The sequence below is a fragment of the Streptomyces sp. NPDC001941 genome (assembly GCF_040296945.1).
In the GTDB taxonomy this organism is placed as follows: domain Bacteria; phylum Actinomycetota; class Actinomycetes; order Streptomycetales; family Streptomycetaceae; genus Streptomyces.
The window spans coordinates 1-13361 of the sequence record NZ_JBEOYE010000155.1; the positions used below are offsets into that span (position 1 = coordinate 1).

Genomic DNA, 13361 nt, shown 5'->3' on the forward strand with positions numbered 1-13361 from the left:
GTACGGGGACGTGAACGACGTCAAGGTCGCCGCCTTCTGCTCCTCCGAGCCCGACGCCGGCTCCGACGTCGCCTCCATGCGCACCCGCGCCGTCTCGTCTACGCCCTGACCGGCGCCCGCACCGGCACCGGCGCCGCCGCCGTCCGGGTCCCCGGGGTGCGGGGCCTGGCCCACCAGCTGGGCGTGGCCCGCGGGTTGCGGCCCCTGAAGCGCACCGTGCCCTCGCCGCACGCGGTCGAGCTGGACGAGGCGGCCACCGCGGAGGCGATCGCCGACCACGGCCTGCTGGACCTGGTGCTGCGCCCGGCCCGGGAGCGCTGGCTGGACCTGGTGGTCGCCGTCGACGACGGCCTGTCCATGCGGATCTGGTCCGACACCGTCGGCGAACTCGCCCGGCTGCTCTCCTCGCTGGGCATCTTCCGCAAGGTGACCGTGCGCGCGTACGCGTTCGCCGCGCCGCCGCCCCCCGCGCGCCCGGCCGGCCGGGGCCGCACCGTCGTCCTGGCCCTCTCCGACGCCACCGCCCCCTGCTGGCGCGACGGCACGGCCCGCCGCCACCTGGCCCGGTGGGCCCGCGAGGCGCCCACCGCCCTGGTCAACCCGCTGCCCGCCCGGCTGTGGGGCGGCACCGGCCTGGACGTGGAGTTCGGCACGGTGCGCACCGACCGCAGCGCCCCCGCGAACACCGGGCTGCGCACCCCGCTGGCCCGGCTGCCGGTCCCGGTCCTCGAACTGGCCGAGTGGGACCTGGGGCCCTGGGCCCGCCTGCTGGCCTCCGAGGGCGCCGCGGCCCGCCTCGCGGTCGCCGACGCGGCCGCCGGGGCCACGACGCACCCGCCGCCGGACGCGCCGGACGCCCGTGAACCCGACGACCGGCTGCGGGACTTCAGGGCGGCGGTGTCCCCGGAGGCGTACGCGCTGGCCGGGCACCTGGCCGCGGTGGACCCGCTCACGCTGCCGGTGATGCGGGTCGTCCAGGCGGCCGTGCTGCCCGGGTCGGGGCCCGCCTGCCTGTCCGAGGTGCTGCTGGGCGGGCTGATGGCGGTGGACCGGCCGCTGGGGGAGGAGGGCGGCCGGGGGCGCGCGTACGACGTCTTCTCCTTCGACCCCGAGGTGCGCGAGCTGCTCGCCCTGACGATCCGGCCGGGCGCGGCGCGGCGCACGGTGGACGCGGTGTCGGAGTTCATCGAGCCGCGCCTGGGCCGGGCGGCGGACTTCCCGGCCCTGATCGCGGACCGCACCGGGAGCCTGCGACTGCCGCGCGGGGCGCGGCCGTTCGGCGAGCTGGCGGCCGAGGCCGAGGCGGAACCGGAGCCGTCGGAGGTGCGGCTGCCCGACCCGGACGCGCTCAAGGCCGGGCACGGCGTGCACAACCTGGCCGAGCCGCTGGACGGCGAGCACCACGCGCGCGCCCTGCGCTGGCTGGCGTCCGCCGCCGAGGGCGGCCGGGGCCTGTTCCTGCTGTCCGGGCCGCGTCAGAGCCTGAAGTCCAAGACGGCGTTCCACTACGCCCACACCACCGCGCACCGGCTGACCTGGTGGGTGCGGGCGGACACGCCCCGGGCGCTGGCGGACGGGCTGGCCGGCCTGGCGGCCCGGCTCGTCCCGGCCGCCCCGCCCGGCGGCCCGCCGGACCGGGACGCCCTGGTGCGCTGGGCGCTGGACTGGCTGGCCGCCCACCGCGGCTGGCTGCTGGTCCTTGACGGCCTCACCGAGCTCGGCCAGCTCCTCGAACTGGGCCTGGACGCCCCGGAGACCGGCACGGTCCTGGTGACCACCCGCGTGCGGGCGCACGAGCACTGGCCGGAGGCCACCTACGCGCTGGGCCCCGAGGAGGAGGCGCTCGCCGAGGCCTGCGCCCTGGTGCGGGGGCAGAACCGGTACGCGTACGAGATCCTCGGCGTGCTCGCCTGGTACGGCCCGGTCGTCCCCGCCCCGCTGCTGGAGTGGATGACCGGCAGCACCGGGGTGGTGCGGGCCGCGGTGCGCCTCCTGGTCGAGTCCGGGGCGGTGGCCGCCTCCGGCGACGACGGCCTGCGGACCTCCGCCCAGCTGCGGGTGATGATGCGGGCGCCCGACCCCCCGCACTGGACCGCGCAGAACGTCACGGTGGCCCGCGGCACGGCCGTGCGGATGCTCCTGGACGAGGTGCCCGAGGCGGCCCGGGCGCTCACCGAGGCGATCGAGGTCGGGGTGCTGGCCGGGGCGCTGGAGCCGTACGAGTCGCACGTGCGGGCCCTCGCCGCGGCGGTCCCGCCCGCCGAGGACTCGGTGGAACTGGCCATCCTCTACTTCGGCTCGGGCCTGCGGATGGTCTGGCGCGACGGCTCCCCGGAGGGCGTGCGGCTGGCCGAGCGCGCCTGCGACGCCCTGGACGTGCACTGGGGCAGCCGCTCCCAGGAGCGCGCGGTGCTCGCCGACAACGCCCTCACCCGGCTCGCGACCGCCGTGGCGCTGTCCGCGCGGACCCTGGCCACGGCGCCGGAGGGGACGCCCCGGCTGGTGGAGCTGCTGCGCGAGCAGCGCTACGGGGAGGCGTACGGGCAGTGCGTGCGGGTGCTCGGCGCGGACCACCCGCTGACCGCGGCCCTGGTCGCGCCGTTCGCACCCTGACGCCGTCCCGCGGACCTCACCCCGCCGTCCGGGGGATCCGCCTCTCCCACGTCCGGTGGAACACCACCTCGTCGCCGTCCCGGCACACCACCTCATTGGACACCACGAAGTCCGCCGCGTCGCAGCTGATCTCCGAGCGGGTCTCCACCCGGGCGTCCCAGCCGGTCTCCGGGCGGTGCAGGCGGATCGTCCAGTCGGAGCGGGTGCGGGCGCTGAGCGGGTCCGCCTCCTGGATCTCGTACGTCTCCACCGCGTCCTCGGTGAACTCCAGGCCGTCGGGGTACACCCGGGTCCCGCCGTAGCGCGGGTCGACCTCCAGGCGCCACAGGCCCTTCGCCACGTCCCGCACCACCAGGCGCTCGGGGCGCGGCTCCTCCAGGGAGGCCGGGTAGGCCACGCCCAGGGGCTCGGACTGCTCCGGCTCGGCGAAGAACAGGGCGTCGCGGGTGTGCGCGCGCACCGGCAGGACCAGGCCGGAGGCGGCCGGGTCCAGGGTCCAGCCGCCGGTGCCGGGCTGCGGCCAGATCCAGGGCCAGTACGCGGAGGACAGCGACAGGCGGATGCGGTGGCCCGGGGGGAAGGTGTGGCCGATGCCGTTGAGCTCGAACTCCACCTCCTCCCACTCGCCGACCCGGCAGGGCACGGCCTTGTCGCGGCCGTGCCGGGCGGAGAGGTTCAGCGCGCCGCGGGTCACCAGGGTCGAGGCGCCGTCCGGGGCGACGTCGCACAGCCGGGCGACCACCTGGCCGGTCGGCGCCCCGGCGCGCAGGGCGAGGCGGACCCGGGCGCGGCCCAGGACCTCGATCGGCCCGTCGGTGACCGGGAACTCGAAGCTCGCCGACTTGGCGTCCTCCTCCCGCTGGTCGGGCGGCAGGTCGGCGTCGTTGCCGAAGGGGAAGAAGCGGCCCGCGTCCAGGCCGGTGTGCTGCGGGGAGTCGACCTCGACCGGGCCGCCCTGGAACGCGTACGTCACGGGGGTGACGTGCGGCGAGGGCCAGGCGTCGTCGGCGACCCAGCGGCCGGGCAGCTCCGGGTAGACGGTGGCCGGCGGGTGCGACTCGCTGATCCAGGAGCGCAGCAGCGGCTCGGCCATCACGTTGTTCTCGGCGCCCTTGAGGTGGTGGTCCCACCAGCGCAGGGTCTCCTGCAGGAAGCCGATGGCCGGTCCCGGCGGCAGGCCGCGGTCGGGGTACTGGTGCGACCAGGGGCCGATCAGGCCGCGCACCCGGTCCTTCGGCAGGTGCTGGACCAGACGGAGCACGGTGTCGCGGTACGGGTCGTGCCAGCCGCCGACCGCGAGGACGGACGCCTTGACCGCCGAGTAGTCCTCGCAGACGCTGCCGTGCCGCCAGTAGTCGTCCCGGGTCTGGTGGGCCAGCCAGGTGTGGATGAACGGGTCCACCGCCTCGAGGCGCTCCAGCCACATCTCCCGCCAGCGCTCCCCGGCGAAGTGCGGGTCCGGCGGCCGGGAGACGAAGGCGAGCATGGTGGCCGCCCAGGCGTGCATGTCCACGGCGAGCACCGAGCCGCCCATGTAGTGCACGTCGTTGTCGTAGCGGTCGTCGGTGGAGCAGACGGTGACGACGGCCTTCAGCGGCTCGGGGGCGAGCGCGGCGATCTGCAGCGAGTTGAAGCCGCCCCAGGAGATGCCGAACATGCCGACCTTGCCGCTGCACCAGGGCTGGGCGGCCAGCCAGTGCACCACGTCGACCCCGTCGGCCAGCTCCCGGGCGTCGTACTCGTCGCCGGGCAGCCCCTCGCTGTTGCCGTGGCCGCGCACGTCGACGCGGACGGAGGCGTAGCCGTGGCCCGCGTACCAGGGGTGGCGCTGCCAGTCGCGCGGCGCGGTCCAGTCGCTCAGCCGGTAGGGCAGGTACTCCAGCAGCGCGGGCACCGGCTCGTCGGTGACCGGGCGCCAGATCCGCGCGTACAGCAGGGTGCCGTCGGGCAGCGGGATCCGGACGTCCTCGCGGGTCGTCTGGTAGGGGAACTCATGGCGGATCTTCATCGGGACACCTCAGTGGACGGGGTGCATGGTGCGGCGCAGCCAGGGGGCGAGGGCGATGACGGCGAGTCCGGCGACGACGGCGATCGCGCCGTTCACGCCGAAGTAGGCGGGGTTGGAGACCTCGCCGTAGAGCTTCACCGTCTGGGCCTGGATGCCGTTGGCCAGGGCGAGGGAGAGGAACCACAGGGCCATCGTCTGGTTGGCGAAGGCCTTGGGGGCGAGCTTGCTGGTGGCCGACATCCCGGAGGTCTCCAGGAGGACGTCACCGAGGCCGAGCAGCAGGTACGAGCCGACGATCCACCAGACCGCGATCTTGTACGAGTCCCCGCTGTGCCCGGAGGTCGGGAGCACCATCAGCAGGAACGACAGGCCGCCCAGGACCACGCCGATGGCGATCTTGTTGGAGGCGTGCGGCTGGCGGCGGCCCATCCGGGACCAGACGGCGGCGACCACGGGCGCCAGCGCCACCTCGAAGGCGCCCAGCGCGGAGGCGTACCAGCTGGCCGGGAAGTGGAAGCCGAAGATGCTGGTCTCGGCGTTGTCCGCGGCCAGCAGCATCATCGTGGAGTACGCCTGGAAGAGGATGAAGTTGAAGAACACCGAGGCCAGGAAGAGCACGACGTACGGCCGCAGCCGCCCGCGCTCCTCGGAGCTCACCCGGGAGCTGGTGAACATCACGGCGAAGTACACGACCGGGGCGATCACCGAGACCAGCGTCAGCAGGTCCACGAACCGGCCGATGGTCAGCCAGCCCGCCGCCGCGAGCGCCACGGCCGCGGCGGCCACCACGACCACGCCGAGCACGATGTTCCGCACGGTGCGGCGCATCGCGTCGGGGGCCAGGGCGGACTCGGCGCGGTCGCGCCGCCCGGCCAGGTGGCGCCTGCCCGCCACGTACTGCACCAGGCCCAGCGTCATGCCGACCGCAGCGGCCGAGAAGCCCCAGTGCCAGCCCTTGTGGTCACCGAGCCAGCCGGTGATCAGCGGGCCGAGGAAGGCGCCGATGTTGATGCCCATGTAGTACAGCGCGAAGCCCGCGTCCCGGCGCTCGTCGGCCGTGCGGTACAGCTTGCCGACCATGGTGGCCACGTTCGGCTTGAGCAGGCCGGTGCCCGCGCTGATCAGGCCCAGGCCCACCCAGGTCATGGCGGCGGTGGGCACGGCCATCGCGTAGTGGCCGCAGGCGATCAGGACGCCGCCCCAGAGGACCGCCCGGTAGGAGCCCAGGATCCGGTCCGCGAGCCAGCCCCCGGCCACCGAGACCAGGTACACGAGGGTTCCGTACGCCGCCGAGACGGAGGCGGCCGTGCCGGGCGCCATGCCCATGCCGTCGTTGGCCACGGCGTCGGCGAAGTACAGCACGAGGATGGCCTGCATCCCGAGGAAGGAGAACCTCTCCCAGACCTCCAGGCCGGAGAGGGTCAGCAGTCCTTTCGGGTGGCCGAAGAAGGCATGGTCGTCCCCGGGGGGCGGCCGGTCTCCCGGGTTCCCGGTGGCGTCGTTCTCGGTCAAGGTTCCGGACAAAGCGCCTACTCCTGGTCGTATGAGCTGATCACGAACATACCGGGGGGAGCGGGAAGGCGCCCACGGTGATCGAAAGGCGACCGGATAGGCTGACTTGAGTGAATCCAGCGACACATCGACAATCCGTGTGATCGTCAGCAGACAGGAGATCCCCTCGTGACCGTCGTCGGGCCGTTCGGGCTGAGCGTGCGGGACCAGGCTCTCGAAGCCGATGTCCAGACCGGATTGGCGGCAGTCGAGGCAGGGCTCCTCGATGCCACCAAGAGCGACGTGCCGTTCATCACGGAGGCGGCGCAGCACCTGGTCAGGGCCGGCGGCAAGCGCTTCCGCCCGCTCCTGGTGATGCTCGCCGCCCAGTTCGGCGACCCGTACGCCCCGGGGATCGTGCCCTCCGCCGTCGTCGTCGAGCTGACCCACCTGGCCACCCTGTACCACGACGACGTGATGGACGAGGCGGACGTCCGCCGCGGCGTGGCCAGCGCCAACACCCGCTGGGGCAACTCCGTCGCCGTCCTGACCGGCGACTTCCTCTTCGCCCGCGCCTCCCACACCCTGGCCGACCTCGGCCCGGAGGCCGTCCGGATCCAGGCCGAGGCCTTCGAGCGCCTGGTCACCGGCCAGATCCTGGAGACCGCGGGACCCGTCGAGGGCCGTGACCCGATCGAGCACTACCTGGACGTCCTCGGCGGCAAGACCGGCTCCCTGGTCGCCGTCGCCTGCCGCTTCGGCGCCATGATGTCCGGCGCCGACGAGACGGTCGTGGACGTGCTCACCCAGTACGGCGAGCGGCTCGGCGTCGCCTTCCAGCTCGCCGACGACGTCCTGGACATCGCCTCCGACTCCCACGAGTCCGGCAAGACCCCCGGCACCGACCTGCGCGAGGGCATCCCCACGCTGCCGGTGCTGCGGCTGCGCGCCCAGGCCGCCGCCCACGGGCGCCCCGAGGACCTGGAGCTCGTCGCCCTGGTCGACGGCGACCTGGCCGACGACGCCCGGCACGCCGAGGCGCTGCGCCGGCTGCGCGCCCACCCGGCCCTGGAGCAGGCCCGCCGCGACACCGTGCGGTACGCGGAGGAGGCCCGCGCCATGCTCGCGCCGCTGCCCGAGTGCTACGCCAAGGCCGCGCTCGAAGAGCTGTGCGACGCGGTGGTCCACCGCGCGGGCTGAGCCCCGCCCGGCCCCCGTACGCCCGCCGGACGCCGTCGTACCCCGCTGACCTGCGCCCCGGCCCGCCCCCGCCCCCCGACCCCTACGGGGCGGCGGACCCCGGGGCCCCCGGTGTCATCCCTCAGCAGTACACGAGGTTGATTCCGAGGGCTGACGCCTGAACCCCGCGGATTTGGTGACATGGAGAAGAACCACTCCTGACGGGATTGACCACATCGGGTGAGAAGGGCGGCGCGGGGTGGACGAGCGCACGGGTACGGACGCCGCCGACCACGGAGGTAGGGGACACATGGCACCGAACGACAGCACGCACCTCGACCAGGAGGGCCGGGACACCGACGCGCCTCGCCGCAAGGCGTCGCGCTACGTCGTCCCGGTCGCCGTGGCGGGGGTGGCTGCGGCCACCATCGGGCTCGTCCCGGCACTCGCGGCGTCGGGCGACCCCGACCTGCCGAAGATCTCCGCCCAGGAGCTCATCGAGAAGATCGCGAAGTCGGACGTGCAGCAGCTGTCCGGCACCGTCAAGGTCAGCACCGACCTCGGCCTGCCGGACGTCGCCTCGCTGCTGCCCAAGGGCACGCCCAGCGCCGGCTCGGGGGCCTCCGCCTCCCCGCAGTCCAAGCTGATGGAGCTGGCGACCGGCTCGCACACGCTGAAGGTCGCGGCCGACGGCCCGGACCGGCAGAAGCTCAGCCTGCAGGGCGACGGCTCGGAGTACAGCCTGATCCACAACGGCGCGGACGTCTGGGCGTACGACAGCGCCGCCAAGGAGGCCGTCCACTCCAAGGACGCCGACCACGCGGCCGGCGCGCAGGAGCACGGCAAGGGCGACAAGGGCGCGAAGGGCGACAAGGCGGTGCCCAGCACGCCCAAGGACTTCGCCGACGCGGCCCTGAAGGCGGCCGGCGACACCACCTCGGTGACCGTGGACGGCAGCGCCCGGGTGGCCGGCCGCGACGCCTACCAGCTGGTCATCAAGCCCAAGCAGTCCGGTTCCACGGTCGGCTCGGTCAAGGTGGCGGTGGACGCGAAGAACGGCGTACCGCTGAAGTTCAGCCTGCTCGGCAGCGACGGCGGCAAGCCGATCGTGGACGTCGGCTTCACCAAGGTCGACTTCGCCAAGCCGGACGCCTCGGCCTTCGACTTCAAGGCGCCCGCGGGCGTCAAGGTGGTCGAGGGCGACGCCCTGGAGAAGGGCGCGATGAACGGGAAGGGCACGGACCGGAAGGACGGCGAGGGCTTCGGCGGTCCCCTCGGCGAGCTGTTCGGCGGCGGAGCGGCCGAGCAGCACGGCAAGGGTGCCGCGCAGGGCAAGGGCAAGGGTGAGCCGACCGTGATCGGCAAGGGCTGGTCCTCGGTCGTCGTCCTCGACACCGGCAGCCCGGCGCCCAAGGGCGACGACGCCCCGGCCGACGCGCGGAAGTTCCTGGACGCCCTGGGCGACAAGGTGAACGGCACGTTCGGCTCGGGCACGGTCTACTCGACCCGCCTGGTCAACGCCCTGATCACCGACGACGGCAAGGTGTACGTCGGCGCGGTGACCAAGGACACCCTGGTGAAGGCGGCCAACGCGGCCAAGTAGCAAGGCGGTTCACCGCTGTACGAGGGGCCCGCACCGGTCACACCGGTGCGGGCCCCTCGTCCGTGCGGTCCGTGCAGTCCGTGCTCCCGCGTCAGCGGGGGAGCCGGCTAGAAGGTCAGCTTGAAGCTGTTGATGTAGCCGGTGTCCTGCGCGGCCTTGTCCTGGACGCGGAGCTTCCAGGCGCCGTTGGCGGCCTCGGAGGAGGCGTTCACGGTGAAGGTCTTGACGATGTTGTCCGCGCTGCCGCCGGTCCGGTTCTGCAGGTTGTAGACCGAGCCGTCGGGGGCCACCAGGTCGACGACCAGGTCGCCGATGTAGGTGTGGACGATGTTCACGTCGACCTTCAGCGCGGCCGGCGCGTTGCCGGTGCGGCCGGAGACCGTGACGGAGGACGTGACCGCCGCGCCGTTGTCCGGGATGGCGACGTCCGCGGTGTTCTCGTACACGTCACCGGTGGGCGGGGTGGTGCCGCCCGCGGACAGGGTCCAGATCGCGTGGGCGACGGCGTCGCTGTTGCGGTCAAGGGCGGTGTCGTTGATGTTCGCCGTGGTGTCGCACGAGGCGTGGTAGCAGCGGTCGAAGGCCTGCCCCGAGGTGCCGCCCCACTTCTGCGCCTGCGCCGCCGTCTTGGTGTAGTCGGCGCCGGAGAACAGCCCGCCGACCGGGATGCCCACGTTCTTGAAGGGCGCGTGGTCGGAGCGGCCGTCGCCCTCGGTCTCGATCTCGGTGGGGATGCCGAGCCCGGCGAAGTAGTCCTTGAAGGTCTTCTCGATCGTCGGGTCGTCGTCGTAGACGAAGTAGCCCGGGTTCGGCGACCCGATCATGTCGAAGTTCAGGTAGCCCGCGACCTTCGAACGCTCCGCGCTCGGCAGGTTGTTGACGTAGTACTTCGAGCCGACCAGGCCCAGCTCCTCGGCGCCCCACCAGGCGAACCGCAGGTGCTTGTCGGGCTTGAACTGGGCGCGCGAGACGGCCAGCGCGGTCTCCAGGACGGCCGCCGAGCCCGAGCCGTTGTCGTTGATGCCGGGGCCCGCGGTGACCGAGTCCAGGTGCGATCCGGCCATCAGGACCTGGTTGGCGTCGCCGCCCGGCCAGTCGGCGATCAGGTTGTAGCCGGTGGCGCCGGAGGAGGTGAAGGTCTGCAGGGCGGTGGTGTACCCGGCGGCGTCCAGCTTGGCCTTCACGTAGTCGATGGAGGCCCTGTAGCCGGTCCTGCCGTGCGCCCGGTTGCCGCCGTTGGAGGTGGCGATCGACTGGAGCTGGGTCAGGTGGGCCTTGACGTTGGCCAGCGGGATGTCGGGCGCGGCGAGGACGGCCGGCCCGGGGGCCGCGGTGGCCGCGGGAGCGGCGCCGGCGAGCAGCCCGGCCAGGGCCAGGGCGGCGACGGCGGCGGTGCGTCTGGGGACGCGGAGGACGGAGAGGTTCATGTGGGGGCTCCGTGGTTTCCGTACGGGGACAGGACGGAAGTGCGAGACGCCCCGCGACGGGTGGGTCGCGGGGCGCTGGGGCTGTTGGAGCTGGTCGGTGCGCTGTGCGTGCAGTGCGTGCTGAATGTTCAGCGAGAGTTCGTTCGAGCGTCAAGGGAGGAAACAGGTCAGGGCCGTTCGTTCAGCGGACGCCTTCCGGCGCACGTCCGCTGAGCGGCGCGCGTGTGGCGGTCCCGTGAAATGTCGCCGGGTCCGCGGCGCGCGTCGCGGCCCCGCGCCGTCCTCCTCGCGGTACGGCGCGTCCGGATGCCGGGCCGTGGCCGGATCCGGTCGTCCGCGCGGCTCAGGCCCGCTCGGCCTCGGGCTTCCGGTGCGCCACCGGCCCGGTGGCCCCCGCCGGTCCCGTGGTCCCGGCCGCCTCCGCCGCCGGGGCCTCCGCCAGGGCCCGGGCCGCCGCCCGCGAGCGGCGCGCGTTGCGCAGGGCGTCCCAGGTCAGCACCGAGAGCGCCAGCCACACCAGCGCGAACCCGGCCCACCGCTCGGGCGGCATGGCCTCGTGGAAGTACACGATGCCGAGCAGGAACTGGAAGACCGGGGCCAGGTACTGCAGCAGCCCCAGCGTGGACAGCGGCACCCGGATCGCCGCCGCCCCGAAGCACACCAGCGGGATCGCGGTCACCAGGCCGGTCGAGGCGAGCAGCGCCGCGTGCCCCGCGCCCCGGGAGCCGAACGCCAGCTCGCCCTGGCTGCCCAGCCACACCAGGTAGCCGAGCGCGGGCAGGAACTGGATCGCGGTCTCGGCGGCCAGCGATTCGAGGCCGCCGAGGTTGACCTTCTTCTTCACCAGGCCGTACGTCGCGAACGAGAAGGCCAGCGTCAGCGAGATCCACGGCGGCTGCCCGTACCCGGCGGTCAGCACGACCACCGCGGCCAGTCCCGTGCCGACGGCCGCCCACTGGGCGGGCCGCAGCCGCTCCTTGAGGAGCAGTACGCCCATCGCGATGGTCACCAGCGGGTTGATGAAGTAGCCCAGCGAGGCCTCGACCACGTGCCCGGTGTTCACCGACCAGATGTACAGGCCCCAGTTGACCGTGATCACCGCCGCGGCGACGGTCAGCAGCCCCAGCTTGCGCGGCTGGCGGAGCAGTTGCCCGACCCACGCCCAGCGGCGCAGCGCGAGCAGCGCCACGCCGACCACGGCCAGCGACCAGACCATCCGGTGGGCCAGGATCTCGATCGCCCCGGCCGGTTTGAGCAGCGGCCAGAACAGGGGGACCAGGCCCCACATCCCGTACGCCGCCACGCCGTACAGGAGCCCCGCCCGCTGCTCGCCTCCGCTGCTCTTCACTGGCCCTCCGGTCCGGTCCGTCCCACGCCCGCTCCTGGGCGAAAGGTAGCGCCGCGCGGGACCCGCTGTCATGCCCGTTCCGCGATACGGTCATGACGTATGTCTGCGGCGGGTCAGTCCCGTACCGCAGGACGCTCATGACGGACCGGACCAGCCCCGAGCCGCCCGGAGCCGGGCCGGGTCAGCCCTTCAGGGCCTCGGCGACCGCGTCCGCGAGCGGGGTGGTGGGGCGGCCGATCAGCCGCGCGAGGTCCCCGCTCGTCCCGGCGAGCACCCCGCGCCCGATGGCCGCGTCCGTGTCGACCAGGGCCGCCGCGAAGCCCTCGGGCACCCCGGCGCCGACCAGGATCTCCAGGTGCCGCTCGGGGGAGACCTCGTGGTGCGCGACCTCGCGACCGCTCTGCCGGGACACCTCGGCCGCGTACTCCGGGTACGTCCACGCGGTGTCGCCGCTCAGCTCGTACGCCCTGCCCAGGTGGCCGTCCTCGGTGAGGACCGCGGCGGCCGCCGCCGCGTAGTCGGCGCGCGACGCGGAGGCGATGCGGCCCGCGCCCGCGCTGGAGGCCACGCCGTGCTCCAGGGCCGCGCCCAGGTTGCCCGTGTAGTTCTCGTGGTACCAGCCGTTGCGCAGGAAGGTGTGCGGCAGGCCCGAGTCGAGGATCACCCGCTCGGTCACCTTGTGCTCGGCCGCCAGCGCCAGGTCCGCGTCGGGACCGCCCAGGATCCCGGTGTACGCGAGCTGGGCCACGCCCGCCGCCTTCGCCGCCTCCACCACCGCGGTGTGCTGCGGCACCCGGCGGCCGACCTCGCTGCCGGAGATCAGCAGCACCCGGTCCCCGGCGCGGAACGCGGCGGCCAGCGACTCGGGGCGGTCGTAGTCGGCCACCCGCAGCTCCACGCCGCGCGCGGCCAGCGGCGCGGCCTTGGCTTCGTCCCGGACCACGGCCACGACCTGCTCCGCCGGGACCTTCGCGAGGAGGGCGTCGATGACGAGGCGGCCCAGCTGGCCGGTGGCTCCGGTGACGACGATGCTCATGACTGTTTTCTCCTCAAAGCGGCTTTCCTGCGTCTCGCACCCACCGTACGACGGGCGCTAACCAATCGAAAGTACCCACTTTGAAGTAAGGTACTGGCATGGGAGTAAGCATGAAGCCGGACGTGAACGAGAAGATGTGCCCCTCACGGCTCGTCCTGGAGCACGTCACCAGCCGCTGGGGCGTGCTCGTCCTGGCCCAGCTCCTGGAGCGCCCGCACCGCTTCAGCGAGCTGCGCCGCGCCATCGGGGGCGTCAGCGAGAAGATGCTGGCCCAGACCCTGCAGACGCTGGAGCGCGACGGCTTCGTGCACCGCGACGCCAAGCCGGTCATCCCGCCCCGCGTCGACTACTCGCTGACCCCGCTCGGCGTCGAGGCGGCCGAGCAGGTGTGGGGCCTGGCCCGCTGGACCGAGCGCCGGATGGACGCGGTACTGGCCGCGCGGGAGGTGTACGACGAGGGGCGGGGCTGAGGTCGCGTACGTGAGCTCGTGTACGTGAAGGGGCCACCCGGTAGCGCCGGGTGGCCCCTTCACGTACCGCTGCCGCTGTCCGTCAGCCGATGACGGTCCAGGTGTCGTTGCCGGCGAGGAGGGTGGCGAGGTCGCCCTTGCCGTGGTGTTCGACGGCGGTGTCGAGCTGGTCGGCCATGAGGGTGT

The 13361-nt window shown here is 73.6% G+C and carries 9 protein-coding genes; 4 read left to right on the forward strand and 5 right to left on the reverse strand.

The window, feature by feature from the left end; translation table 11 throughout:
• Positions 1 to 105 precede the first annotated feature (105 nt).
• The gene (locus ABT160_RS44435; RefSeq protein WP_351655402.1) at positions 106 to 2613 is read left to right on the forward strand and encodes an SAV_2336 N-terminal domain-related protein; all 2508 of its coding nucleotides are present in this window, start codon (positions 106 to 108) and stop codon (positions 2611 to 2613) included.
• A gap of 16 nt (positions 2614 to 2629) precedes the next feature.
• Here the strand turns inward: ABT160_RS44435 and ABT160_RS44440 are convergent, their stop codons facing one another.
• Entirely contained in the window at positions 2630 to 4621 is a 1992-nt protein-coding gene (locus ABT160_RS44440) for a CocE/NonD family hydrolase (protein WP_351655380.1), read from the reverse strand.
• Positions 4622 to 4630: 9 nt separating this feature from the next.
• Positions 4631 to 6145 (reverse strand): peptide MFS transporter, encoded by a 1515-nt coding sequence (locus ABT160_RS44445; protein WP_351655383.1) that lies wholly within the window; start codon positions 6143 to 6145, stop codon positions 4631 to 4633.
• Between the two features lie 156 nt (positions 6146 to 6301).
• Here ABT160_RS44445 and ABT160_RS44450 point away from each other — a divergent pair, with 156 nt between their 5' ends.
• Together ABT160_RS44450 and ABT160_RS44455 are read left to right on the forward strand one after the other, a co-directional pair.
• A complete protein-coding gene (locus ABT160_RS44450; protein WP_351655386.1) occupies positions 6302 to 7312 on the forward strand; it encodes a polyprenyl synthetase family protein in 1011 nt (336 codons plus the stop codon).
• Positions 7313 to 7601: 289 nt separating this feature from the next.
• Positions 7602 to 8894 carry a LolA family protein gene (locus ABT160_RS44455; RefSeq protein WP_351655388.1) on the forward strand — a complete coding sequence of 431 codons (1293 nt, stop codon included), beginning with the start codon at positions 7602 to 7604 and terminating at the stop codon, positions 8892 to 8894.
• Positions 8895 to 9001: 107 nt separating this feature from the next.
• On the opposite strand, the gene ABT160_RS44460 is transcribed toward ABT160_RS44455, so the two are convergent.
• From ABT160_RS44460 to ABT160_RS44470, 3 genes are all read right to left on the reverse strand, one after another.
• The gene (locus tag ABT160_RS44460) at positions 9002 to 10321 is read right to left on the reverse strand and encodes a M28 family metallopeptidase (RefSeq protein WP_351655391.1); all 1320 of its coding nucleotides are present in this window, start codon (positions 10319 to 10321) and stop codon (positions 9002 to 9004) included.
• 343 nt (positions 10322 to 10664) lie between these two features.
• Positions 10665 to 11609 (reverse strand): EamA family transporter RarD, encoded by a 945-nt coding sequence (gene rarD, locus ABT160_RS44465; RefSeq protein WP_502984414.1) that lies wholly within the window; start codon positions 11607 to 11609, stop codon positions 10665 to 10667.
• 241 nt (positions 11610 to 11850) lie between these two features.
• Complete coding sequence (locus ABT160_RS44470; RefSeq protein WP_351655396.1) at positions 11851 to 12705, reverse strand: SDR family oxidoreductase; 855 nt, start codon at positions 12703 to 12705, stop codon at positions 11851 to 11853.
• A 98-nt stretch (positions 12706 to 12803) separates the two neighbouring features.
• On the opposite strand from ABT160_RS44470, the gene ABT160_RS44475 reads away from it, so the two are divergent.
• Positions 12804 to 13175: a winged helix-turn-helix transcriptional regulator gene (locus ABT160_RS44475; protein ID WP_351655399.1), complete on the forward strand. Its 372-nt coding sequence runs from the start codon at positions 12804 to 12806 to the stop codon at positions 13173 to 13175.
• Positions 13176 to 13361: the final 186 nt, after the last annotated feature.